Source organism: Paenibacillus sp. tmac-D7, from assembly GCF_006519665.1.
Taxonomy (GTDB): Bacteria; Bacillota; Bacilli; order Paenibacillales; family NBRC-103111; genus Paenibacillus_G; species Paenibacillus_G validus.
This window is the reverse complement of record NZ_VIDW01000027.1, coordinates 34,364-60,079: the sequence shown is the minus strand read 5'-3', so window position 1 is coordinate 60,079 and position 25,716 is coordinate 34,364. Positions and strand designations below refer to the sequence as shown.

The following is a 25,716-nucleotide window of genomic DNA, read 5'->3' as shown; positions in this document are numbered from 1 at the left end:
TACTCCTTTATCCGATGATCACATATATTTGAAGGCGGTTTCTAAACCATCTGCTTGATTAAGCTGGACAATCACAATCTGCTCATGCTCGTGCTTCAACATCCACTCGTCCCAATTGTCTTCCACACGCGTATGAATGTTCAGATGATGTTCCTTGCTTAACCGCTCGGCAATAGCGATCGTCTCGTCCGTAGATCCTTCGTCGGCAAGTGTCACCTCGATCGATTTACCCTTTATCCAGGAGAACAAATGCAGTGACCTCAAATACCACTCAATATCGCGTCCGTTATTCCTCGTTCGGAGCACATAATGCGTGATGCGATGGCTTCCGTGCCGCTTCCAACGCCAGTGAAGCGTATGGATGATTGCGATTCCCGCAGCGTAAAAGCCCATGATCCAAACCAAGCCTATCATCATAGCGGCTCCCTCCCTTAAGAGCAGTATATGCCGCTTCCATAAGGTTGGTGCCTTGGGAATCTAAATAAAGACTGCTGTCGTCCGGCAGCTTACAGGGTTACCCAGCCGTTCTTAATAGCGATAATGACCGCTTGCGTCCGATCATCGACTTCCATCTTTTGCAGAATACTGCTTACATGGTTTTTTACCGTCTTTTCGCTTATGTAAAGAAACTCGCCGATCATCTTATTGCTCTTGCCTTCCGCCATAAGACGAAGCACTTCCGCTTCGCGGCGCGTCAGCGGGCTATTGTCCATATGCACATATTTCACGCCGGCTTCCTTGGCCGCGGTACTGGTACCGGAGACGCCTTGCTCGTCCAAGTAAGTCATTCGGCGCAGTTGATTGATCAGCTTGCCTGTCACTTTGGGGTGAATGTAGGCATGTCCCGCGACAACCGAGCGAATCGCGTTAATGAGCGACTCTGCTTCCATGTCCTTCAGCAAATAACCGGAAGCTCCCTTACGAAGCGTCTCAAACACATAGCTTTCGTCATCATGAATGGAGAGAATGATCACCTTAATATCGGGAAAAATATCTTTCAGCTTCTCCGTTGCGACGACGCCATTCTCGACCGGCATGTTGATGTCCATCAGGACGATGTCCGGGTGAAGCGTATTGCATAATTCCAGAACCTGAATACCGTCTCCGCACTCGCCGACGACTTCCAAATCGCTCTCCATATTTAAAATCCGCTTAACTCCCTCGCGAAACAACTGATGGTCATCCGCAAGAACCAGCTTTATCGGGCGCTTGACATTGCCCATGATATCCATAATTCTTACTCCTCTCTGGAATCCGATTTAATTGGTATGACCATGGAAACTTTCGTTCCTACGCCCACCGTCGATTCAATATCCATTCTGCCTTCGAGAAGCTCTACGCGTTCCCGCATGCCCATCAATCCGTAGTGTGTGCCATTGGCAATCTTCTTATCTATGTTTTCGGTCGAAAAGCCCATGCCGTTGTCACTCACCGTCAATTTGACCATTTGCTGTTGGAAGGTCAGCTCGAGCGTCACATGAGTAGCCTGTGCGTGCTTGTGGACATTAGAGAACGTCTCCTGCACGAGTCGATAGATCGCAACCTCCATGCCCGAAGGCAGACGAATTTCTTTACCCACCATTTCGAACTTGGTACGTATTTTCGCTTTCTCTTCGTAATCCTGGACGAATTTACGAAGCGTCGGCACGAGGCCTAAATCGTCAAGCGCCATGGGGCGGAGGTTGAAGATGATTTTCCGAACCTCTTCAATTCCGCTCCGCACGCTTAGCTTCAGATCGCTTAATTCATTTCTTACCGCGTTATAGGCTTCCTTGGCCAACATCCGCTCGGTAATTTCCGTACGAAGCACCATGTTAGCCATATTTTGCGCCAGGCCGTCATGAATTTCCCGGGCAATGCGCTTACGTTCTTCTTCCTGTGCCAATATAATTTTCAAGCCCAATAGTTGGCGGTTCTTGGCGGATTCCAATATGCGCGTCACCTGATTCAGGTCTCCTGACAAATACTCCAGAACGACGCCGAATTGAGACACTAACGTTTCCGCCCGCTCCAATTGTTTATCTACATTCTTGATTCGCTTCTGCAAATCATCGCGGCGATGTTTTAAGTGCAGTTCCTTTTCCCTATGAATAGCCAATTGGGCCTGGAGTTGAGTAGCCGCTTCGTACGCGGCGCGAATATCTTCTTCATTGAATCGTTTGAAATCGCGGCTGACTTCCGTCAATCGGATGCGGGACCGCCGGTAATCGACCTCAAAACGATCCACCGTGTCGATCATCTTCTTCGTTTCTTCAATGACAAGCTGCAGCTCATTGTTAAGCGCTTCGCGTTCAGCCCGGACACTCTCACAAATCTCAAATACCTGGTACTTGCTGTTCTCCATCACATTAATGGCATTCTTGATGACGCGGTCAAAGACGTCGACTTGCATCCGGACAGTGCTCCTTCGCCATTTTTCTCGTTCGTTCTAGCAATATAGTACCATAATCACGAAAGAATGTGAGAGCTTGAAGCACTAATTATTGCATCGTGATTTGCTGAGTCTTAGCGTCCCAAGTCACCTTCCAGCCCAAATTCTCGGATAAAATCCGGAGTGGAACCATAGTTATATCACTTTTAATGACAGGCGCTACCTCGGCTGTGATGCGCTGACCGTTGACAAGCAAGTCTTTCTGATCGATCCATAGGTCGATCATCTTGGTTCCCCGGATGACCGTAACTTTGCGTTCCTTCTCGTCCCAACGGACCGTACCGCCCAGCGCATCCGTTACGAAACGAATCGGAATCAATGTATTTCCTTCCGTAATATAGGGCGCCTGCTCCAAAGTCAGGCTTTTCCCGTTCACCGTAACCGCCTTCTTGTTAATCGTCAACCCTACCGAATTTTGTGCCGGCTGCTGGACGCTGCCGCGATAAGTAAAGGCGATATCGTCGATTCCGATACTGCCTTTCGCCGCCCGTTCGTCCTGTCCGATTTCTTCATTAACCAAATACAAGCTCTTCACACGAATCGGATAATTCATTTTATATTCGGATAAGTCGGCTGTCAACTGCTTCCAGCCTTTCCAGTTAATATTGCGCGCCAAATCGACGTAATGGATTTTTCCGCTGTTATCGAGAATTTCGGCCCGCAGCCAGTTTAAGCTCTCGTCACCGTTCACTTTTACCTTCAGCATTTGCGGCTGACCTTCAATGAGCACTCCGGTATCCAGCGTCGCATAAGCCCATTTGTTGCCTGTCCCCTGCGTAAAATCATACTGCAGCTCGAGGTACTTATTATTCGTCTCGCTCGGTTTGATCTGTACGGACGCTTTAACTTCCGCGGGCTTCTGATCGGACATCGTCATGACAGCAAAATTGTCGAGGTCATACCAGGTTTTGTCGATCCCGACCGGAATTGTCGACATTGTGCTATAACCGTCATAACGGGCGATCAGTTGAGCGCCAGTGCTGCCGTTGAGGCTTTCAACCGTCAGTTTCCCGTTAGCCGCCTGACCTTTAATGCCGAGAACCTCCCACTCGATGAGTTCCGCCGGAATCTCCCTCGTTTTGCCCGAGACGGTTGTCGCGACTACGGGGATTTTATAAGTCTCGCCTTCGGACAAAGCCAAGCTATCGGTCATGATCTTCATACTGGCGATTTGGTTCCTTCCGGCAACCTCCACGTCAGCCGTAAAGCTTGCTTGGCCGGATACGGCGGTTACTTTAGCCATACCCGCCTTGGTCGGTGTAAATACGTTTTCTTTAAATGTGCCCCTCTGATCGGCGACGCTCCACTGGGCGGTCATCGTACCCGCTTCCATCGGGTTGTAGTATTCGTCGTAAGCTTTGGTGCTAAGCGGCGAATGTTCCCCGAGGAACAATACGTTAGGGGCTTGGACGAATAAACCTTTTACTTGCCCCTTAGGGGCAATGGAGTAGACGCCTACACCATTCACAACTTTCCGTTGTATGCCGGTTTCCGTCTTGTTGACAAGCACCGGCTCGAATTCACCGAGCGGTCTGGCGACCATTTGCGTAGAGCCGCCGCCGTCGAGATTTAATCCCTTCCATACGCCGACCTGAATCATAAACTGCTGCAGCTCGGTCATACTCAAACCCTTGCTTTCGCCGCTGTAATCGGCTGTAATGAGATAAGCCGTTTTCTCGTCCTTCGAGTACCCGATCGCCGTTCGGGAACGGGTGCAGCACAAGCTCGCCACTTCACGCGAGAACTTTGCGGGCTGGCCGCCGTCCACCAGAATCGTGTGGCCACCGATCATCATTTTGAACTTGGTCACGTCGTACTTCGTATTCGGGTCCTGAGCAAGCACTTCATAGTCCGCCTTTATCGGATCTCCTACTTTCAGGTGGGCACGCACAAACTCGGCCGCTTTGCCCGATGCGCGCAAAATATACCCGTCTTGGGGAGCAATCATATTCACAACGCCGTTCTCCGGGATCTGCGTGATGATGCCGTTCTGCACCAGCACTTCGGTCGGATAAGTCACTCCGTCGTTGGAGCGGTCCACCTGCCCCCAGGCATTCGTGTACATGAAGAGGCCGTCGATATGACTATGCTCCCCGCCCGGCTCAAACCAGTAATACGTCTTATTAATCCCGCCAAGCGGATAGCTCGCTCCATCTTTCGCTATGATGTTTCCTTTAAAAGTAAATAAGTCCACAATCGGTTTATTGTTCTGATCGAGGGCGAATGTGTAAAAGCCCGGTAAATACGGCGGAGTCGCCATAAGCTGTCCGTTACTTATTTGCGGGCCCATCGGTACCCCTTCAGCCTGCGTGTTATAGAAATCTCCGTTCACTCCGGCTACGGCTTTCGTCTCTATAGCCATTCCGAGCACGGTCTGCTTTTTCGTAAACTGATTGTTGGTACCCGTCATCACATCCAATTTGACGTTCGAATTCGTCAAGTCCACTTCCACTACATTCGCGTTCACTTTTACGTCTTTATTGTTACGGGTCGTCTGCCAAGTGTATTTTTTCAATATAGCGCCTGACGTTAAAATTTCCTGGTTCACCATCGTTAGAACAGGTTGGCTTTGTGCAAAGGCAGCGGTTGTCGCTGACCAAGATGATAGGATAACGCTAGCTGCTAGTACGACATACGACAACTTTCGCCACTTCTTGTGCAAAATCACGCTATTAATCTCCTCTCTATTTCACTCTCCTTTCTATTAGACTCTTATTCTATGAGAAAAGTTACGTTCATTGCATAGTATAATATTCGACAAAGTCAAAAAGACGATCCGAATCGAATCGGATCGTCTTGCTTAGACAGATCATGAACGCTGATATATTACAGTGCGTCTGCTTTCAACTGCTCCGCTTTGTCCGTACGCTCCCAAGGCAAATCGATATCCGTACGGCCAAAATGTCCGTAGGCTGCCGTTTGCTTGTAAATCGGGCGACGCAGGTCGAGCATTTTGATAATGCCTGCAGGGCGCAGGTCGAAGTTTTTGCGAACGATTTCGACCAGCTTCTCTTCGCTCACTGTACCTGTACCGAATGTATCGACGGAGATCGATACCGGCTTAGCCACACCAATTGCGTAGGCAAGCTGTACTTCGCACTTGTCGGCAAGACCTGCGGCAACAATGTTCTTCGCAACATAGCGTGCTGCATATGCGCCGGAGCGGTCAACTTTCGTCGGATCTTTACCGGAGAAAGCGCCGCCGCCGTGACGAGCGTAACCGCCGTACGTATCGACGATAATTTTACGGCCTGTGAGACCTGCATCCCCTTGTGGTCCACCGATAACGAAGCGCCCCGTCGGGTTGATGAAGTATTTGGTATCGGCATCGATCAAGTGCTCCGGTACAACCGGCTTGATGACATGCTCTTTAATGTCAGCTTGAATTTGCTCCAGCGTAATTTCTTCCGCATGCTGGGTAGAAACGACAATCGTGTCGACACGAACCGGCTTTGCTCCATCGTATTCGACAGTAACTTGCGTTTTACCATCCGGACGGAGGTAGCCAAGCGTACCGTTCTTGCGAACTTCGGACAAGCGGCGGGACAATTGGTGAGAAAGAGAAATCGGCAATGGCATCAATTCAGGAGTTTCATTGACTGCAAAACCGAACATCATCCCTTGGTCGCCCGCTCCGATCGCTTCGATCTGATCGTCCGACATTTGACCTTCGCGTGCTTCGAGGGCTTGGTCTACCCCTTGTGCGATGTCAGGCGACTGCTCATTCAAGGAAACAAGCACGGCGCAAGTGGACGAGTCAAAACCATACTTAGCTCGCGTATAGCCAATATCTTTAATCGTTTGACGTGCGATCGATTGGATATCGACAAACTCCGAACGGCTTGAAATTTCACCGATCACAAGCACTAAACCTGTAGCAACGGAAACTTCGCACGCAACACGCGCGTTAGGGTCATTAGCAAGAAAAGCATCCAGAACGGAATCGGATATTTGGTCGCAAATTTTATCCGGATGACCTTCGGTAACGGACTCGGATGTAAACAAGCGACGACCGGTTGAATTGGACATTAGAACAACCTCCTACTGCTAGTATTAATTAATGAATAAGTCTACATGCAAAAAATTAACCTTTTCCGAGTGGAAAAGGTTTCTTTAATGTTTACCTTCATTCTGTATGTTACTGGATTTGTCCAACACTGTCAATGAATTCGGGACTTGTTCAAAAAAATTAACAATTAGTGCTTTAAATTGTTTCCAGCTAGAGTCCGAACAACGTTTCCTCGGCCTTTTTAATTAGGCGGGAAGTAATCGTTCCCCCGACAGCGCCTGCATCACGAGATGCGATATGCCCCCAATAATCCTCTTTCACTTGTTGGGACGGAATTGAACCAAGCTCTGTCGCAAACTCCACATTCATGCTCGCCATCTGTTTACCTACCGGTAGCCCCAGTTCGGCCGCAATTTCATACTTCAGAATATCCAACGCTTTTCCGCTCTCCGGTACGACCTTCTTGTTTGTTTTCGACATAATCGAAAGCCTCCTTCATCGGGATGTGGGCTTAGTATGACCGCTCCGAAGGAAGTCAAACGTATAAATGATTGGTCGCAAGGGTAAAATTATGGAGTAGCTTTTGTACCGTCGGCATTTAAAATGGAATAGCTTCCGCGTACCATGACGAATATGTCTTGTTTGTTTTTAGGGTCCGGCTTAATTCCCCGTCCTTCGCGTGGAACAATAAGCAAATGATTCAGCTCGACCGGTGCGCCATTCGTAATATCTTTACCTATGGTAACGTCAGCGATACCGCTTTCATCCGAGCTGGTGACGAGTACTTTGCCTGTGCGGACGATGATCTCTGTACCGGAACCACCGTATAAAGTTTGGGATTGCTTGAGTTCAACGATGGTAAGGTCGGAATTGGTTGCGGCTGGAGTTGGGGTTGATGAATCAGGTTTATTGCCTGCATTACTTGTATATTTGGCAATAGCTTCTGTAATTTTCTTATCAATATTTTCGTCGAAATAGCTTTTCGTAATGAGGGGATCGTTGACCGAACCAGGTGAAGTTACACCCTCCGCATTTGTAATATAGATGACACTTAGGAATAGTGCGATCACTAGAATAAAGGTTTTATTTATTGACGGTTTCACTAGTTTAAGCTCCTCTTCCTATATTTTAAAGCTTAGTTAAGATAGTTTCAAAACAAATGTATTTCTAATCATTAAATATTAAAAAAAGAAGACCCAAAGGTCTTCTTTCTTCAAGAAAGCTTAATGATGATTAGTTACTCACCAACAGAAGTTGTAGCTTGCAAGCCAGTTGCAGTTGTTGCAATCAGGTCAAAGCCAGTTACACTTGGATCTGCAGTAATGTTGCCGTATTGGTCAACAGTTACTTTACCATCTCCACCCTTAACAGTCCAAACTACACCGAAGAGATAGTTATACTTCTGAGCATCAAGTCCTTCATAAGTAACACCGTAGTTATCCGTTACTTTCAGGTTAGACAATACGAAGGCATTCTTCTGAGCATTAAATTGAGCAAGTGTACGAGTAGTGTTACCTGCTTCAATTTTCGTCGATGTAATATTATCATCCAGAACGTTCACATTCAAGGTTTTCAATACAAGTTCATTTTCGTTATTAATGAACGATACATTAACTTGTGCAGAACCTTTTTTGTTACCAATTACGTAACCTTTTCTAATGGTTACACCGTTCGCTGTGGATTCTCTAACATCTGTTCTTACAGCAGCTTGGTTAGAAGATGTGATCGACTGAACAGTTTGTGGAATTGCAACTGTATTACCTGCGCTATCTGTTGCGGTAATTTTTACTTGTTTTGCAAACTTACTAAATCCGGCCGACTCTTGTTCTGTAAGTTCAAGCGTTTTATTAGTGTCATATGTTGCTGCGTAAACAGAGCTTGCATCAATTGCGTTGAAAATATCGCTAACAGCAGCAACATTGTAAGTCAGTTCTGCTTCATTTCCTATCGCTTCGATCTTCTTAGTAATGCTGTTGATCGTATTACCGTTCTTTTTGATTTCAGCTTTCAATTCTGCATAGCCGCCAGCTGGAGCACCACTGTTGTAAACAAACTTGTGCTCTTTATTAAAGAGCTCAACATCAGTACCATTTACGACAGTTGGAACAGAAGCTTCTGGAGTGACGTTCAGATTAAAAGAACTGTCTGGAACAATGCTAACACCTTTGTAAGTGGCAGCTGTAACTGTTACGCTATACTGGTCTTTCGTTCCTACGCCGCCGTTACCATCAGTGTTTTGAATATTTTTCAACTCTTTACCGTATTGGTCAAACACTTGAATTTTAAATTTGCTTTCGCCACCAGCAATGATTTTCTTATCGGAATCCGTTACTACTTTGAAGCTTTCAGGCACGCGAACATCAGCAATCGTAAATTGCTTCGTAACCGTGCTGTTAGCATTTGGCTCAGCAATATAAGCCGTCAAAGATAAGATTGATTTAGATGCTGTCGGTATGACAGGGATTTTGATTTTGCCTTTATGCTCTCCCACTGTTACCAGTTCAGCTTTCTTTATATTTGTGTCAGAGGATGCGCTCAATTTGATTCTAGCTTTGTTTTGAGTGTTAGTAAGATCATCAATGCTTAAAGCATTACCGTCAGCATCATAAGCTGTGATTGGAACATAAGCATCTTTGTCACCAGCTGCAATCACGTTATTAACATCGCCAAGTTCTACTTTAACAGCAACTTTGCCAGATGTCAGTTTTACCGTGCCAGTAGATGTACCCGCTTGGTTGTAAACCGTAAATGTGAAGTCACCTGGTTTGTCGATATTGTTTTTAAGGAAGATTTTCACATCAGCGATATCATCGCTGTTTGTGTCACCAACGGAGTAATCCAAGTTTGGCTCATAGCCATTGAATACTACGCGAGTATTAGTATCATCTGATGTGCTGTAAGGTACAATGTTACCGTATTGATCGTAGTTCACAACGTCGAAGGTAGCTGTTTCGCCTTTAGTAGAAATGCTGTCTTTGCCGTTGGAGTACTTAATTGCGCCCAATTCCATTTTGGAAATGAACGGCTCAGTTCCTACTTTAAATGTTTTTGTTGCTGTAACACGTGTTTCGTTGTGGTAGATGTTAACCGCAACCAATCCGGTTCCAGAAGTGTAGGAGCTTGTATCCAATTTCAACAACAACTCACCGCTATCCAATTTGGACAATTGTGCATTTGCTGCAGAGTCAGCATATACGGTATAAGAACCAGCGGAGAAAGAAGCGTTCTCGCCGTATTGGTTGGAAGCTTTCAATTTCACACGAACGCGGTTGCTTTTTGCAACAGTTTCGCTAGCGTTAACAAAATCGATTTTCGTTACTTTCTCGTCTTCAGCAGTAAACTCAGCTGTAGTTTTATCTACAGTCGCTGCATCAAGACCAGTAACTTCTACCGAGTAAGAACCAGCAGATACTTTAACGTCAGTCAAAGGCAACGTTGCTGTTTTCTTGTCATCGGAGAACTTTGCATCTCCTGTTGCAATTTCAACAGTACCTTTTTTCAATTTGAATCTTGCTTTATCAGTATCAACCGGTTTATTGAAAGAAATTTCAACTGTTTTCGCGCCAACTGCTTTTGCACCAGTTACGCTAACTTTACCAGCTGGAACGTATTGTTTGTCAGCAGCGTAGGAAGACAATACGAGCAAGTCACGAGTAGCTGCGGAAGTACCACCGAAAGTACCGTCTTCGCCGCTAGTCAAGATTTTTTTCTCGATTGCTACTGCAACGTAACCTTTAGCCCAGTCGGAAACTGTTTTGTCGCTTACGCCAGCGCTTGCTTTTGCTTCAGCTTCCCAACCAAGACCGCGAACCAGGAAAGTTGCGAGTTCTTGTTTAGTAACTTCGCCAGCAGGATTGTATTCACCAGGTGCATAACCGTCAGTCAAGCCAGCTGCTTTCAAAGCTTCGATGTAAGGAAGAGCGTAGCCGTTAGCTGGGTCTTCTGCTTTTACATCGCTGAAGCTGGAAGTTTTCAAGGAAGTGTCAACTTGCAGATCAAAAATCAAAGCTGCAACTTTAGCGAATTGAGCGCGGTTCATTTTGTCTTTCAGACCAAATGTTTTTTCGCCTACGCCGTCGAAGATGCCGCCAGAGATCATTGCATCGAAAATTACTTTTTGTTCTGCTGCCAGATCTTTCAAATCGTCGAAGTCAGCAGATGTTTTCTTAGCTTCAGCTTCAGCGCCGAACGCAACGGAAGAAAACATCGAGAATGCCATAGCCAAGGACAAAATTGCAGATAAACTTTTTTTCATAACCTTTTTTTCTCCTCCTCGAATATCTTTCGGTTGTTGAGAGTTTTCTTTAGATAAATTATAGCTCATTTCCCTCATTAGCCGATTCACCCCCTTCCCAGAGTTTAGAGCAAAAATGATTTTAACTTAGTTAAGTCTGCAACGTATAAGTTTGCAGAAACTAGTAAACACTAATAATGTCCCTACTTAGAGACTCGCATGCCATTTAACATTATACACTGACATGCCACCAAAGGTAAAGAGCAAATTTTGTGAATATTATCCAATGTTTAATGCTCTTTCCTTGTTCCTTGCGTGATTCACTGTATTAAACGCAAGGTTTTTTAAAAAGTTGCGCCTCTCGAAAAACTTTTTTTGTTTTTCTGTCGTTTTTTTAACCCGCAAGCTTCGCTTCACTTTTATCTATCATTTCGTGTGCCGCTCACTTACGAAACTTAGTATATCGCGATATATCACTTTCGTCATTACTTAGTATTTTCCATACACCATACTCATTGGACATCCCTTGTATGTAACGAAACTATCTTCGTCTGCAACTGCTTGCAGCGAAGATAGTTTCTTGTCGTGATTTCTTATTTCGGGAATTTCTTTTGCTGCTGCAGGACACGATAAGCGATAGTTGCAGCTTGCGCTCTAGTGATGTTGGAGCCAGCGTCAAAGCGGACTGTTTGTTTGCTTTGTCCCTCAAGCAAATCATTCGGAATTCCGTCCATCAATTTTGCTTTCGTGATAGCTTCAATAGCCGGAACAAACTCAGGATCCGTAATGTTAACCCCGTCGGTATAAGCTTTCTGAAGCGCTTGGGACGCTTTCGTGAGATCGGAGTTCATTTTCAAATCCGCCGCTCTTGCGATCATCAGAGCCGCTTGCGCCCGCGTTAGCGATTGGTCATGCCCGAAGATATTGCCGGCTTGGCCACGAATAATACCTGCACGGGCAGCCGCTTCAATATGCTTAAAGTCATACAGGCCAAAGCCGCTTCTCAAGTCGCTGCCGCGCGGAACATCGATAAACATGCCGTTATAAGTGCGATCCCCGGTATCGACACGTGTATCCGGGTTTTCTAACGGCAGATCGAAGATATTAGCGAGCATCTGCACGAATTCGCCCCGGGAAATAAACTCATCCGGCAAGAAACGGTTCGGTTCCGTATCCTTGCTGCGCATAATGCCTTTGGAATACAAAGCTTCAATATAAAGCTTCGCCCAGTGTTTGTTCGTAGCCGTATCCAGATCGCCAAAACCATTGTCCATGTACATGACCTGGAAGTAGCCGAATGAATCGATCGGAACGGTAATCGTGTTGTTCTTCGGATTCACGACGCCGCCGATATTGCGCCATTCTCCGTTTGGTCTTGAAGGCGTGAGACTCCCATTCAAATTCTCAAATACATTATATTGATACACGGTGAGATAACGCCATGCATCGTCACGGATTACGGCATCGTATTTCAGAGTAAGCGTACCCGGTTTGCTTGGAACGACTAAATAATTGATATCGCGATTCTGGAATTGACCTACACTTGAATTAATGTCGGACGGTTCCGTCGGCAAACGGCCGCCGCCCTTGGTCAAAGCTTGCGTCATAAGCGCTTCTTTGTTTGGATCGCCGTCGGCAATATTCTCAATCGTACCGGCATCGATCCAGAAACGTTTACTTGCCGGTCTGAACCGTCCTGTCGTTTCATTCAAGAAATCTTTGAACGCCGGTGTTTCTGTTTTCTCGACACGTCCGTCAACCGTGCTGGCAATCGCAAACAGAAGGCTCCGCTCGGATGTAATGAACTTATCATTACGATCGTTACGAATCAGTTTCGTGTCTTTAGGGAACGTTAAGCTGACATCCCCCTCGAATACTTTAAACGAAGTGCCCATTTTCGCTTTGTATTGCAGACCTTCAATAGCTGTATTCGTATTGTTCAACACGATAGAACCCGCTTGTTGATTCGTACCGCGTACGACAGTGAATTTAATTTCGTTTTTGCCTGCTTTTAAATTTGTCACTTCATAACGGAACACGCCCGGATATGCCTTTTGCTCCATCGCCTCTTCTTTGCCGACGAGAACTTGTGTTGCTTTCTCCGCATAAATCAGAAGCGTCTGATAGTTTTTGTTGATATTCAGCTGCGCCTTGCCGTCCGAGTTTTTAATCAATAAAAGGTCTTGGAAGCCCGTAGAATTGCCCAGCGATAACGGATCAATGATGCGGTAAGGCTGCGGTTCCTTCGTAATACGAATTTGCTGCTTCACTTCGGACCCGCTTGCAGCCTTGACTCTCAAATTGAATATAAACTCCCCGTAGGTATCTGCAGGAAAGGTGTAATCGTTCACGCGCACATCGTCATACGCAGGATCTCCATTCGCCGGAGTTACGGTCGTAATGGTTTTGGCTATCGCTATTTCCGTCGATTTGCCCGGCAGCTGTACGGTTACATCAATGACAGCATTGTGAGACAACCCGTTCGTGACACGACCGATCAAATCAATCTGCGTAGCTGTCGTAATGTAGCTCTGAGCGTTCTTGACGAAGCGCGGATCGCTCACATTGTAGTCCAGATCGAACAAGGTAATGGTAGGACCGTTATCGGAAATAATGAAAAATTCGTATTTGAATGTAACCTCTTGACCATTGACCTTCACTTTGAACGTCAATGTCTTTTTACCGTCGGTGTTGAGCACGTTGTTGACGTTCAATCCCGCCCCGGAGATTCGGAACGTTTCAATGTCAGCCGGGCTGTTCGGATAGTCTATCGTTAACGGCTCTCCATTAAGGGTCGCCTCCATCGTTGCCGAGGCTTTATTAATAATACGTCCGGAAATACACACCTGCCCCAGCATAGCCGCGGCCGTACATTTCAGTTGATCCTTACCTGTAATCACCATACCGTTATAAACGTTGTCCAAGAGCAGCAACGGCGAAGAGGAGATTTGCAGATTATAGGTTTTCGTCGAAGCCAGTCTTGGTGCCGAGCATGTGGCGTCCGCGCACGGAACAACTTCCAGAAGAGCGGATCCGTCCGGAATTCCTTGTAATGTCACCGTCATCTCCCCGGTATGAGTCGCCGGTGCAGCCGGAGTTACAGCAGTAATCGGATAGATGCCGCCTGTATTGGCTGTGGCCGCGTCCATATCGTCATACGGCTGGCCGTTGATTTTCACCAGGACACCCGCCGAGTTGTTGGTCAGGACCTTCAATTTTGCTGGAAATCGGGTGATTTGCGTGAATCCGTTCGGCTTGTTCAGCGCAACCGTCTTCGTCGCATCTACAAACAATTGCACGTCTTGATTAATATACGGTTGGTCTTTATCGACAAAATCGAAAAAGAACTGTCTTTTAAAAGAAGGAAGACGGTTATCGGCATCGACATAATTAACCTCAAAAATCTGGTTGGAGCTTCCTGTCGCGACAGGCAACTGTACGGTTATATCATGAATGGAAAAATCGGGGCTATCCGGCGTCTCCGAATGAAACGTGTTCACACCCGCCGTATCATTGTTCAAATCGGGATCGGTCCCCGTACTGGTAAACCCGTTCGACGCAAAATCATAACGGACAGTATATTTCCCTGCCGTACCGGATATGTACAAATCGGCATACTCGTATTGGTATACAGACGTTGTTACATTGGACTTCAGCTTCAAACGAAGTTCGACGTCACTGACGTTGTTGGTTTCAATCGTCGGACGATAGAGAAGCTCTAACGGGGAGGTGGCTGCGCCCAATCCTTTAATGACTGCGTCATATGGATAGGCCTTGCCGTCATCATATAAGAACTTGCGAGTTAACGAGTACGTATTGTTGCCTTGCTTCGAAACAAAAGTAAGCTCGTTATTACCGGCTTCCAGATTCATGTCGCTGATCCGCCCGGTATTAAAATAAAAAGTAAATTTGTTGCGCGAAAAGCTGGCCGGATAATACGCCGTACCATTCAAATAAACGACGATTTCATCGGCATTCGTCGCTGTACCTGTGATGGCCTCAAGCGTACCGGCTCTCTTCACCGTTGAGTTGTCGTTAAGCTGTTGATCGTTCAATTTCAGGTCACTGATCGACAAGGCCGCCGAGAAGTTCGCCCACCCTGGTACGGATGTATATCCGAAGGAATCGTGTTTCATCTCGATTTTATTCAAGCCTTGCGACAGCATAATATTATTAAATGTAATTTCGCTGCCGTTTTGAACGGGTTTAATGGCTTTGTCTTCCGTTACCTTCTTCGTTGTCGTATTCGTAATCCGAAGGTAAATGCCTGCGACTTGGTTATCCGGTATTCCGGCAATAGTGGCGCTCACCGTGACGGGATTCGTCGTAAACGTATCCACCGTAGCCGCCGAGCTTGGGGTATCGTCAGTCGCCGATACCGGAGCCGACACGTTATTCAAATTTGAGATGGTGATGGAAACCGCAGCCGCACTTACCGAAAGAGGCGTCCAGAGCGTTAGCAGCATGGCGAAAATAAGTAATGCGGATAACGCACGGTTGTTCTGGCGTTTCAAGTTGATCTCCTCCTTGCTTGCTTATGGTTATGTTGGTTATTCAAAGCATGGGTACGTAATAACGAACGTCTGAGCAGTTCCGAAAGTGCCTCCTTCCAACGCATTTCTACATGGTTAGACACACTAACCCTGTATAAAGTCTCATGTACTTTACTTATCGGTTAAAGAAGTAGAAAAATTTAGGTTTGCGCTGAAATTCCAACTACAAAAAAATCCCAAGCCGCGGAAGGCCTGGGATTCGCTAAGGAATTAAAATTAATTATTTCGAGATTTCGTATTCAATTGCATTGTCTTCATGGCTTTGTTCAAGAACTGAAGTACCGGCTTCTTTGTCTTACTAATAATCCCTATCGCTTCCGCGCCTAACACCAAGATACACAGAAGCACAGTGACGAGCAATACCGTTCCCCACAGCGTTTGCTGCTGGGACATATAAGAAAGCAGTACCGCCGACGTTCCGAACACTAGGGAGATCCCGTAAATGATCAGCACCGTTGAGCGATGACTGAATCCTAACTGCAGCAGGCAGTGATGCAAATGACTTTTGTCCGCGACAGAAATGGGCAGGTTATTCACCCAGCGACGCATAATGGCAAAGAACGTATCGGACAATGGCACGCCAAGAATCATGATCGGTACAAGCAGTGAAACGACCGTCGCTTGCTTAAAGCCCAGAACGGACAACGTAGCTAGCGTAAACCCGAGGAACAACGCGCCGGAATCGCCCATGAAAATTTTTGCCGGATGGAAGTTGTAGAACAAGAATCCCCCGATGCTTCCTAGCAAGACCGCACACAGCAAGACCACGGTCACATTCCCCATCATCAAGGCGAGTACAAGTATCGTGCAGGTTGCGATTCCCGATACGCCGGCGGACAAACCGTCCAGACCGTCGATGAGATTGATCGCATTGGTCACGCCAACGATCCAGAAGATCGTTAACGGCACCGCCAACCATTCGAGCGAAATAACACCGTCGCCGAACGGCACGTTGACAAGATCGATTACAACGCCGGAATAAACGACAACGCTTGCGGCCAAAATTTGTCCGAGCAGCTTAAGCTTTGGCGATAAATCAAAGCGGTCGTCCAACGCTCCGATCACGACGACGATCACTCCACCCACCAATAGGCCAAAAACGACGTCCGATTTCAGCGCGTCCATCGCAGGCGATACAACGAAGTAAGCGGCAACGAATGCGATGAAAATCGCCAGTCCGCCCAAACGCGGCATGATACGGCTATGTACCTTGCGGTGATTCGGCGCATCGACGGCTCCTACCCAAAAGGCAAATCGTTTCACCAGCGGTGTCATCAGCAGCGCGATCAGCATAGCTACGGCAAAACCGATTACGTATAACCAAGTCATTTGTATGGTCACAACCCCTTTTTCTATGAAAACCCCAAACACTTCAAATTATACTCGTGCGGCCGGAGAAACTCCATACGCATTTTTTGTGAATTTGGGCGTTTTCAGGATGTTTTCATAGCTTATTCAAGGTTTCTGCACCGTTTCCTTCTCGCGAATCACTTTCAGAGCGAATTTCGGCAGAACAAGCATCCTTTTGTACCGCCACGGCTCCTGCAGTAAGCGATAAAACCATTCGAGGCGCAGCTTTTGGAAGAAGACCGGCGCCCGCTTCAGCTTCCCGGACAAGACGTCAAAGCTTCCGCCGACGCCCATAATGACCGGAACGCCCAACTCTTCTTTGTGCTGCGCGATCCATGGCTCCTGTTTATCCGCCGAACGTCCGACGAGCAGGATGTCGGGAGAGAGCGCCCGAATCGCCTCGATAACGCGGCTGTCCTCTTTTTCACCAAAATACCCGTCCCTGAAGCCTACCAACTGCAGAGCCGGATACAGCTGCTTCAAACGATTGGCCGCCGCCTCTATAATATCCGGAGAAGCCCCGACCATATATACTTTCCAGCCGCGGGTTTCGCCTAATTTCATGAGCTCATGCATCAGGTCGTAACCCGCCACGCGCTCAGCCACCGGATTGCCCACATACCCTGCGGCCCATACAACGCCCGCTCCGTCCGGAACGACAAGCTCGGCTTGCTTCATCATCGTCATATAACGCGGGTCTTCCAGCGCGGTCATGACCATGATCGGATTCGCGGTAATAATTTGATGCGGCTTGCCCGTCTCAATGATCTTCGTTAAGTAGGCGACCGTTTCCTTCATATTCATCTTAGAGATCGGCACGCCGAATATGGTCACTTTGGGAAAACTCATACGTTCCCACGTCCTTTCGCATAAAATGCAGCGATTCGTTCAGCCGGACGTTGGGCTTCTTGTTTCAAGCGCTCGATCGCTGGCTGCTTCTCCCGCCGCCAGGCCTCGCGCTCCGATAAAAGGCGAAGCATCTCCGCGGCTAAAGCGTCCGCGTTCGGTTGTTTCGTATTCGCGGCCGATTTCATACCGAGTCGATTCAGGAACTGATCGATCTTCGGATCGTAGGACAGCCCGACCATCGGGACGGACCGGCTTGCCGCATAAATCAAGGCGTGCAGCCTCATACCGAGAAGTATGTCGCAGGAGGCCACTTCCGCCAGCATATCCTGCGGATGCGTGACATTCCGGACAACCGAAATCCGGTGTTTATAGATTTCCCCTAGAAGGTCTTGCACATACAAGGAGGCTTGTTCGTCCGCCGGCAGATGGAACGGCAGAAAACGAATGCTGGCCCCGCTTCGCTCCAACACCGTTCTAAGCGCATCCGCTGCCGCGTGCAGCTCGGATCGGTCTTCGTTCCAGAATCGGACGGAAACGCCAATTACAGGATTCGCAGCGAGCGACCTGGTTTCAGTCGGTTGCCCGCCGCCGCGAAGCGACAGCCCCATAACCGGATCCGGTACGACATCGACGCTGGACGCGCTAATTCCCATTCGGCCAAGCAGTGCTTTGGACTCCTCATCCCGCACGGTGATCGCCTCGGAACGCCGGAAAGCGGAACGAATCCAGCCATAGAACAGCTTGCGGTGAACCGGTCCGATGCCTTGCGCGTAAATAAACACAGGTTTGCCCAGCCACTGGGCCAGTCGGATAACGGCGATATAGTAAGGGATCGTCTTCGGACTCGTTTCATCCTGCAGCAAGCTTCCGCCGCCGCTAATGAGTCCATCGGCGCTGCGCAAAGCCCCCCAGACGTCACGAATCCTCATACGGTGGACGGCTTCCACGCCGTATGTGTTCGAGGTCCATTCCGGATTGACGGACAAAACGACAGGGGTCAGGCGCACACCCTGTCGTTCTCCTTGTTCCTGCAAAGCAAGCAAAATCGATTGAAGCACCGCTTCGTCGCCACTGTTGTTAAATCCGTAGTAGCCGGATATTACGATTCGTTTAACCGGGGTACCCAACGACGCCAACTCCTTACAACAATCTCCCAAACCGCGATCAGAACGAGCCCGATCAAGGTGCCGAACGCAAGCCCGTATACGACACGGATGGAGGAAATGACAAGCGGTGTATGCAGATGCGCGAACGTATCGACGATCGACGCTTGTCCGATGACTCCGATCATGATCAGAATCAACGCGTTCCTGTATTTATAGCTTAAATAAGCGCCTAATAAGAAGAGCGGATGCGCGATCAGGAATTCCTTGGTACGCGGACGCACGCCCAGCGTGTTCTCCAGGAACGAGCGGAAGTATCGCTCGAAGGCCGACGCCTGGCCTTCATTCCCGGTCCGGGATAAGTAATAAAATCCGGCCGCAGCCACCAGCGCGGCGGCGATGATCCACAGCACGCTGATATGTTTGGATAACAGTGCCCGAGTCCGCTTGATTCGTTCCCTGTAATTCATCGGTTCCAGGAAGAGCAGCCAGTAAATGCCCACGATAGCGATTGGCGCCAGATGAAGCAGGCTGACTCCGCGGAATTGTTCCAGTACAAGCATATACGTAATTTGGTTAAGCAAGCCGACGATAAACAACAGCCCGATAACCGAGATAAGCGACGAGCGCAGCAGCAGTCCTATCGCAAAACCCAGACGCGACCCTACCGGCTTCTCCCGCCGGCGCCGGGCCGCTTGGAGTGCGAACATGATGGCCAGCGAAGACGCACACGTTCCGGCCCCCAGCGCCAAGGCTTGTGCAAACAAGCTTGAGCTCAGCACGAACAGTCCGGCCGATCCGATCATGCCAAGCACAAATACCGCTAAGGCAATCTCCGGAATAAAATACGATATCGTAAGCGCAATAAGCGCGACCGCTCCAAGCCACAAGAGAAGCTTGGCCACCGTCTGCCAACTCGAGTGGACGAGCTGGAAGCTCTGCGCCGTTCCGAATTTATACCCGGCGGCCTCTATGCGCGGAAGCGCGCCGTCTTCTTGCCTGTCGAGCGCCTGATACATGGCATCCAGAGGATTGACGATCTTGCCTTTCTCAGCACTCTTCACGGCTCGCGCATTTAGAAAGATCATGCGAATGTTGCGATCCTTCACAGCCAGGACCAACCGGTCAGCTACGCCTTGAATCCGTCCGTCCATCTCTTCCGGCGTAATGTTCTCGGTCAGCTTGGTCGAGTCCGTTTCTGTAAAGGAGTGCAGGCGAACGACATTGTGATGAATACGCTTCGCCAGTCCATTAAAGCCCTTTTGCGGCGTCTTCTGCATTTCAATGGCGGCTAAACCGATGCGATGTTTGCGCATCATCTCGCCCATTTTATCCAAATTCACCGTATCTTCCGCACTGACAAAGCCAGGAACCGCATCCCCGTCTACGATAAACCACTTGACGCCGAGCTTCTGAAGCTCGCCCAGCAGCTTGTCCATCGGGTTCGTTTGGAAAGGCCGGCGATTCGACATCCGAACGACTAACGAGAACCCTTGATCTTTCAACTTCTTCATCGTGGTCAAGTCCGGGTCCATCGTTTGCATGAGCGCTTCTTCCATGCCCATCTCAATGATCATGCCCGGTTGATTCTTGTAGCTCCACGGACGAAGCTTCACATTCTGCGCACTGAACGCTTCCGTGATGGTTTGCTGCAGCTGCCCGACCGATTCCTTCTCCGAGAATAAAATGTACGTAAAATTCTCATTCGGAGAAATCGGCGTTTGGGTCAGCGCAGTCGCTTCGTGGGAAGAGAATACTTCGATACGGCGGCCCAGCTTCAGCTCGTTCAATGTCGATTCATACACCGCAAGCGAGCGAACGCCATGCTGCCCAAGAAGCTTCAATTGTTCTTCGATAAACCTGCGGGGATCGGGCTGCGTATCGGATATTTCAAGCAAATCCCGATAGTCGAAGACGACTTCTACATTTCGTCCTGATCCCTGCTCCGTCTGATGTCGTTCATACGCCACGGGAAGGGAGGCCAGCATCCCGAGGATGACCAGCCACCACAAACCTTTCATCGCCAGTTGATTGAATCGTAAATACCTTTCCTTCACGCTGTCAGCTCCCAAATTATATCAATGAAATTGATCGACGCGGGACATTACGGTTTGAACGAGACCTTGAATGGCACTCGCAGCGCCCTCGCCGGAAGTTCCGCGAACGGCGAAATACACTTTAATTTTCGGCTCGGTCCCCGACGGACGCAGGCAAAACCAGGAATCGTCCTCGAGCGTATACTTCAGGACGTTCTCTACCGGCAGCCCGTACAGCCCTTGAGAGAAGTCCTCGACCTTCACGACCTGCAGTCCGTTGAGCTCGACCGGTGCATTCGCGCGCCAATCCTGCATAATCGACTGGATTTTCTCTACGCCGTCTTTACCCTTCAAGGTACGGGACTCCAATTTCTCCAAGAAATAACCGTACTTGCCGTAAAGCTCCTGCAGCACGTCGTATAGCGTCTTTCCTTGACTCTTGTAATAAGCGGCCGCTTCACAAATCAGCATGGACGCGATGACCGCATCCTTATCGCGCGCATACGTACCCGCGAGGTAACCGTAGCTCTCCTCGTAACCGAACAAGAACTGCGCCTCGCCTGTCCGTTCGTATTGCGTCATTTTTTCGCCGATGTACTTGAATCCCGTTAGCGTGTTTACGACTTGGGCACCATAGTTTTGCGCGACAACCGCACCCATCTCGCTCGTCACGATGGTTTTGACGACAACGCCGTTCGCCGGCAGCTCGCCTCGCTCTTGCAGGCTCCGCAGCAGGTAATCGACCATAATCGCACCCGATTGGTTGCCCGATAAGACGAAATATTCGCCTTGCGCGTCCTTCACAACGGCCCCCATCCGGTCGCAGTCCGGGTCCGTGCCGATAATAATGTCGGCGTTAATTTTCTTCGCTTCCCGGATGGCCAGCGTGAACGCTTCGCGCTCTTCCGGATTCGGCGATTTCACGGTGGAGAAGTTCGCATCCGGCAGCTCCTGCTCAGACACCACATGCACTTGGCTGAATCCGATGGTGGCCAGCGCCGCACGCACTGACAGGTTGCCCGCCCCATGCAGTGGCGTAAAGACAATGCGGAAATCATCGCTGATCCGCTGCACAAGCTCCGGATTCAGGCTAACCGACGTAACGGCGCGAATATACGCCGCGTCGACGTCGTCGCCGATCCATCGAAGGAGACCTTGTCTTTCCGCTTCCGCTCTGGACAAGCGCTGCACGTCGGCGAAAGATTGAACGCCGCGAATCTCGGCAATCACTTGTTCCGCCTGATCAGGGACGAGCTGTCCTCCGTCGTTGCCGTATACTTTATAGCCGTTATATTCCGGCGGGTTGTGGCTGGCCGTAATAACGATCCCGGCGTCGGCCTTCAGGTACCGGACCGCGAACGAAAGCTCCGGCGTCGTACGGAGCGATTCGAACACGTACGCTTTGATCCCGTTGCCGGCCAGCACTTTCGCCGCTTCAAGCGCAAACTCCGGTGATTGATTCCGGGAGTCATAAGCAATCACAACCGAAGGCGCAGCCGCGTCCGACTTCAACAAAAATTGCGCCAACCCCTGCGTAGCCCTAGCGACCGTGTACGCGTTCATCCGGTTCGTTCCCGCACCGATGACACCGCGAAGTCCCCCAGTTCCGAACTCCAGATCGCGATAGAATCGATCTTCGATTTCTTTGGCGTCTTCCGAAATGGAGCGAAGCTCCTCTTTCGTTGCTTGGTCAATCGCTTGATCGTTCAACCACAATTCATACTGTTCCTGTACGCGTGTCTGTGTACTCATGTTCTCCCATCTCCCTCTACCCATGTATTCGATGTATGTAAAGTATGATCGGTCTCAATTTTTATCGGCTAGCGCGAACATGATTTCACCTTCCGCGACCACGCGATCCCCTACCTTTGCGGTTGCCTGCCCTTTGCCGACCGCACCCTTCATTCGGGTAATGACAACCTCCAGCAGCAGCGTGTCCCCCGGTTTCACCTGATCCCGAAAACGGAAGCCGTCCACGCCGGCAAGCAGTCCGATTTTACCTCGGTTCGCTTCGGCTTGCAATAAGGCGACAGCCCCGACTTGAGCGAGCGCTTCCGTAATAAGGACGCCCGGCATGACCGGATATCCCGGGAAATGACCTTGAAAGAACGGTTCGTTGATCGTGACGTTCTTAAGACCGACAGCTCGAACTCCGGCTTCGACCTCCAAAATTCGATCTACCAATAGGAACGGGTACCGATGGGGAATAATAGCTTGCACTTGTTCGGCGTTCAACATGATGATGCTCCTTCCATAGCGATTTTCGGTTCATTCGGATAATAATTCGAGGTTCGACATACCCTAACGCATGTCCCCTTCATGATCTGCAGTAATGAAGGTTGATATAAGGGAGCTTATGTTAAGGTTTACGGCGCAAGCAGCAAACCCGTACATAAGCTCTTTATATTGAAAAGCAGCGATGTCATGAGCTGACGCTTCGTTTATTTAACAAGTTGAACTGCAGGATGTAGATGATCGAGGTTACAAGGGAAACGACGATCACAAACCACAAATAGGCTTGCGCATACGGCAGCTCAAAGACAATCATCAGGATGGCCAAGTAGTACAATACCGTCGTCAGCTTACCCATTGCGTTCGCCGGCACCGTCTTCTTCCCGCGGAAGTGAGAGACGGCCGATCCAATGATCATACCCGCATCCCGTAAAAACATCGCCAACGCCGCCTCCCATGAAATCATATGGGACAGAACGAGCGATAAAATCACCGCAATCAGCATCGCCTTGTCGGCCAGCGGATCGAGCATGCTCCCGATAGGTGTTACGAGGTTGTTCTTCCGGGCGATATACCCGTCCAATACATCGGTCAAACCGGCGGCGAGCAGCACAAAAAAAGCGCTTTTGACGAATCCAGCCTCAAATACAAACCAATAAACGGGAATCAGCAGAAAGCGGGATAGCGTCAAAACATTGGGCAAATTCCACACAACACTCGTTCCCCCTATGAGCAATCAGGCCTTGGTGTTCCCATTCCATTCATTATACCTTTATCACCTAAAAAATAAAACTCCCATATCGGGAGTCTTCGTAATCATCACGCCGTTTTATGTACTAGCAAAAATCAGGTCGAACAAATGACGCCAGGTGGCCAAATCAAACACTTCGCTCATTGGCTGCTTGCCTATATACACATACCCTATCGAAAGTCCTATGAAAAGCGCCACCACGCATACGATCGGTATCCAAGTCCATCGGATGAGGCCGATGACTATTTTTTTCCATCGTTTCGTGGGGGGCGTCGCCTTTTGTCGGTTATCGCTCAAGCGCCCTACCTCACTTTACGTATGGCCCTTATACGCGCAAATTGTTGGCCAGATTCGTCATTTGATCCGCTGAGGTCACCGCGCGAGAATTCAAGGTGAAGGTGCGCTGAATCGTCAGCAGCTCGGTCATTTCGTCCGCTAACCGGACATTGGATTGCTCAATAAATCCTTGCCGTACCGTGATCGGGTCGATGTTGTTGTTATCTGCGGTGACCGTCTGTAAAATTTCCTCCCGCTGCTGAGGCGTGATGTCGGCCGCTAAGCCATACAGGTTATCGCCGACTTGCTGAAGCAGCTGCGGGCGAACGACGCGAACCGTCTTGATCTGTCCTATCTCGATCGGCATAGCGGTCTTGTCCACTTCGTTATAAGCCAAGACTACGCCATTCGGCTGAACGTCTATGCGGTGGCTGTTCGGCACCCGAATCGGGTTATTATCCGCGCCGACGATGTAATGCCCGTCTTTGGTCGTCAAGTAACCGTCCGGATCTTCAGGATCGATCGAAGGCGAAATTTCGAATGCCCCATTGCGCGTCCAATGCGTCGTGGTCACCGGGACGTTATTCGTATCGAGCGTCACCTCGGCGATCTCAAACAAGCCATTGCCTTCGATCGCGAAATCCAGCGGGTTGTCCGTCGCCTGCAGCGAGCCCTGCTCCATGTTCACATGCGCTTCAACCAGCTTGCTCCCCCAGCCTTGATTATAGCCGAGCGGCGTCAAACGGCCTTCCTTCTGGAAGCTGCCGGGCTGCTGCTTCACGCTAGTAAGCACGTCCTGAAAGGACGCTTCTTTGCGCTTATAGCCTGTCGTATTTACGTTGGCGATGTTGTTGGCGATCAAGTCGAGCTTTTGCTGAATCGAACGCATACTAACAGATGAATTAATCATCGAGTTGTTCATGTGTGATCCTCCTGAATCGTATCAAGCGTCAGGCCCGGCTCCAACCGGAAGCGGAGGTCCAGCGGATCCTAGATTCGCCCGATCTCGTTAACCGCTTTTTCCATGCTTTTATCATAAAATTGGACCATCTTCTGGTTCGCTTCATACGCACGCAATGCCGACATCATGTCGATCATGGACTGACCGGCGTCGACGTTAGAACGCTCCACGTACCCTTGCCGCACTTCGACCTGGTCGGCGGCATCTATCGGGCGGAACCCGCCTTCATCGGGATTGCTTAACCGATACAGACCGTTCCCTTCGCGAACCAGTTCATTCGGATTCTCGATACGCATAATCATCATCGCCATCGGGTCTCCGTTCTCCCCGGCAATGGGTTGTCCGTCGACGTTCGTAAATATGCCCGTTTGCGTGACGCGAAAGTTCGTGATCGGGGTCCGGGTCCCCGGCTCTACCAGCACGATAGGCTGACCGTCGCGGCCAAGCACCCGATGACCCTCGGAATCGATCATTTGCCCGTTCGCATCCAGCGAGAACTTCCCGTTCAGCGAGTACCGTTCCTCTCCCTCGGCATTCAGAATCGTGAAGAACGCCTGCGGTTGAATGATGCGTTGTCCGTTCTCATCGACATATTTACCCGAGCTGTCGAACGTGGCCCCGGGCACTACAATGTTCGAAACAAGCGCAAAATCGAACGGATTATTCGTCTCCTGCACATCCCCTTGCGCATGAAGAGAGACGTTCTCTTCAGCCATGACGCCGGTGTTGATCCGGCCGACCGTAGCTGAACCGGGCTCGTCCTTACCGCTGCGCACCCGAGCAATAAGCAGCTCGGGGAAAGAGCGGTTGATACCTGTCCCACCCTTAAAGCCTGGCGTATTGATATTGGCGATGTTGTTCGTCACGATATCATGCTTGCGCTGCTGGGCGATCATGCCGGAAGCAGCGGTATACAAGCCTCTTAACATCG

Annotated in this window: 19 protein-coding genes; all 19 read right to left on the bottom strand. The window is 49.3% G+C overall.

Annotation, left to right across the window (positions count from 1 at the left end):
* Positions 1 to 18: 18 nt before the first annotated feature.
* Positions 19 to 417, bottom strand: a complete 399-nt coding sequence (locus FKP33_RS18025) for a glycosyltransferase family A protein (RefSeq protein ID WP_054796301.1) — start codon at positions 415 to 417, stop codon at positions 19 to 21.
* An 89-nt stretch (positions 418 to 506) separates the two neighbouring features.
* Entirely contained in the window at positions 507 to 1,232 is a 726-nt protein-coding gene (locus FKP33_RS18020; protein ID WP_141335950.1) for a response regulator, read from the bottom strand.
* Positions 1,233 to 1,237: 5 nt separating this feature from the next.
* A complete protein-coding gene (locus FKP33_RS18015; RefSeq protein WP_141335949.1) occupies positions 1,238 to 2,392 on the bottom strand; it encodes a sensor histidine kinase in 1,155 nt (384 codons plus the stop codon).
* 88 nt (positions 2,393 to 2,480) lie between these two features.
* On the bottom strand, positions 2,481 to 5,099 hold the full coding sequence (locus FKP33_RS18010; protein ID WP_141335948.1) for a stalk domain-containing protein: 2,619 nt from the start codon (positions 5,097 to 5,099) through the stop codon (positions 2,481 to 2,483).
* Between the two features lie 158 nt (positions 5,100 to 5,257).
* The gene (metK, locus tag FKP33_RS18005) at positions 5,258 to 6,460 is read right to left on the bottom strand and encodes a methionine adenosyltransferase (protein ID WP_141335947.1); all 1,203 of its coding nucleotides are present in this window, start codon (positions 6,458 to 6,460) and stop codon (positions 5,258 to 5,260) included.
* Between the two features lie 190 nt (positions 6,461 to 6,650).
* On the bottom strand, positions 6,651 to 6,920 hold the full coding sequence (locus FKP33_RS18000; RefSeq protein WP_054799369.1) for an alpha/beta-type small acid-soluble spore protein: 270 nt from the start codon (positions 6,918 to 6,920) through the stop codon (positions 6,651 to 6,653).
* Positions 6,921 to 7,009: 89 nt separating this feature from the next.
* Positions 7,010 to 7,543, bottom strand: coding sequence for a hypothetical protein (locus FKP33_RS17995; RefSeq protein ID WP_141335946.1), 534 nt, complete (start codon positions 7,541 to 7,543; stop codon positions 7,010 to 7,012).
* Between the two features lie 134 nt (positions 7,544 to 7,677).
* A complete protein-coding gene (locus tag FKP33_RS17990) occupies positions 7,678 to 10,773 on the bottom strand; it encodes an S-layer homology domain-containing protein (RefSeq protein WP_258313479.1) in 3,096 nt (1,031 codons plus the stop codon).
* Positions 10,774 to 11,267: 494 nt separating this feature from the next.
* Positions 11,268 to 15,188: an S-layer homology domain-containing protein gene (locus FKP33_RS17985; protein WP_141335945.1), complete on the bottom strand. Its 3,921-nt coding sequence runs from the start codon at positions 15,186 to 15,188 to the stop codon at positions 11,268 to 11,270.
* A gap of 255 nt (positions 15,189 to 15,443) precedes the next feature.
* The gene (locus tag FKP33_RS17980) at positions 15,444 to 16,556 is read right to left on the bottom strand and encodes a glycosyltransferase family 4 protein (protein ID WP_141335944.1); all 1,113 of its coding nucleotides are present in this window, start codon (positions 16,554 to 16,556) and stop codon (positions 15,444 to 15,446) included.
* 126 nt (positions 16,557 to 16,682) lie between these two features.
* Positions 16,683 to 17,426 (bottom strand): WecB/TagA/CpsF family glycosyltransferase, encoded by a 744-nt coding sequence (locus tag FKP33_RS17975; RefSeq protein WP_141335943.1) that lies wholly within the window; start codon positions 17,424 to 17,426, stop codon positions 16,683 to 16,685.
* Positions 17,423 to 18,553: a polysaccharide pyruvyl transferase CsaB gene (gene csaB / locus FKP33_RS17970; RefSeq protein WP_141335942.1), complete on the bottom strand. Its 1,131-nt coding sequence runs from the start codon at positions 18,551 to 18,553 to the stop codon at positions 17,423 to 17,425. The genes FKP33_RS17975 and csaB overlap by 4 nt, the downstream gene beginning before the upstream one ends.
* On the bottom strand, positions 18,526 to 20,586 hold the full coding sequence (locus FKP33_RS17965) for a DUF5693 family protein (RefSeq protein ID WP_141335941.1): 2,061 nt from the start codon (positions 20,584 to 20,586) through the stop codon (positions 18,526 to 18,528). Before FKP33_RS17965 ends, csaB begins: the two co-directional genes overlap by 28 nt.
* A 21-nt stretch (positions 20,587 to 20,607) precedes the next feature.
* A complete protein-coding gene (locus FKP33_RS17960) occupies positions 20,608 to 22,317 on the bottom strand; it encodes a phospho-sugar mutase (RefSeq protein ID WP_141335940.1) in 1,710 nt (569 codons plus the stop codon).
* Between the two features lie 54 nt (positions 22,318 to 22,371).
* Complete coding sequence (gene fabZ / locus FKP33_RS17955; protein ID WP_054796284.1) at positions 22,372 to 22,803, bottom strand: 3-hydroxyacyl-ACP dehydratase FabZ; 432 nt, start codon at positions 22,801 to 22,803, stop codon at positions 22,372 to 22,374.
* A gap of 184 nt (positions 22,804 to 22,987) precedes the next feature.
* Complete coding sequence (locus FKP33_RS17950) at positions 22,988 to 23,509, bottom strand: CDP-alcohol phosphatidyltransferase family protein (protein WP_141335939.1); 522 nt, start codon at positions 23,507 to 23,509, stop codon at positions 22,988 to 22,990.
* A 117-nt stretch (positions 23,510 to 23,626) separates the two neighbouring features.
* The gene (locus FKP33_RS28565) at positions 23,627 to 23,746 is read right to left on the bottom strand and encodes a DNA-directed RNA polymerase subunit beta (RefSeq protein ID WP_373423915.1); all 120 of its coding nucleotides are present in this window, start codon (positions 23,744 to 23,746) and stop codon (positions 23,627 to 23,629) included.
* Between the two features lie 127 nt (positions 23,747 to 23,873).
* Positions 23,874 to 24,746, bottom strand: a complete 873-nt coding sequence (locus tag FKP33_RS17940) for a flagellar hook-basal body protein (protein WP_054796283.1) — start codon at positions 24,744 to 24,746, stop codon at positions 23,874 to 23,876.
* 68 nt (positions 24,747 to 24,814) lie between these two features.
* Entirely contained in the window at positions 24,815 to 25,714 is a 900-nt protein-coding gene (locus FKP33_RS17935; RefSeq protein ID WP_127609033.1) for a flagellar hook-basal body protein, read from the bottom strand.
* Positions 25,715 to 25,716 lie beyond the last annotated feature (2 nt).

What these genes read in the sequence shown, in the direction of transcription:
- FKP33_RS18025 (WP_054796301.1), bottom strand. Translation starts at nt 417, where the DNA reads ATGATGATAGGCTTGGTTTGGATCATGGGCTTTTACGCTGCGGGAATC.
- FKP33_RS18020 (WP_141335950.1), bottom strand. Translation starts at nt 1,232, where the DNA reads ATGGATATCATGGGCAATGTCAAGCGCCCGATAAAGCTGGTTCTTGCG.
- FKP33_RS18015 (WP_141335949.1), bottom strand. Translation starts at nt 2,392, where the DNA reads ATGCAAGTCGACGTCTTTGACCGCGTCATCAAGAATGCCATTAATGTG.
- metK (WP_141335947.1), bottom strand. Translation starts at nt 6,460, where the DNA reads ATGTCCAATTCAACCGGTCGTCGCTTGTTTACATCCGAGTCCGTTACC.
- FKP33_RS18000 (WP_054799369.1), bottom strand. Translation starts at nt 6,920, where the DNA reads ATGTCGAAAACAAACAAGAAGGTCGTACCGGAGAGCGGAAAAGCGTTG.
- FKP33_RS17990 (WP_258313479.1), bottom strand. Translation starts at nt 10,773, where the DNA reads ATGAGGGAAATGAGCTATAATTTATCTAAAGAAAACTCTCAACAACCG.
- FKP33_RS17980 (WP_141335944.1), bottom strand. Translation starts at nt 16,556, where the DNA reads ATGACTTGGTTATACGTAATCGGTTTTGCCGTAGCTATGCTGATCGCG.
- FKP33_RS17975 (WP_141335943.1), bottom strand. Translation starts at nt 17,426, where the DNA reads ATGAGTTTTCCCAAAGTGACCATATTCGGCGTGCCGATCTCTAAGATG.
- FKP33_RS17960 (WP_141335940.1), bottom strand. Translation starts at nt 22,317, where the DNA reads ATGAGTACACAGACACGCGTACAGGAACAGTATGAATTGTGGTTGAAC.
- fabZ (WP_054796284.1), bottom strand. Translation starts at nt 22,803, where the DNA reads ATGTTGAACGCCGAACAAGTGCAAGCTATTATTCCCCATCGGTACCCG.
- FKP33_RS17940 (WP_054796283.1), bottom strand. Translation starts at nt 24,746, where the DNA reads ATGAACAACTCGATGATTAATTCATCTGTTAGTATGCGTTCGATTCAG.
- FKP33_RS17935 (WP_127609033.1), bottom strand. Translation starts at nt 25,714, where the DNA reads ATGTTAAGAGGCTTGTATACCGCTGCTTCCGGCATGATCGCCCAGCAG.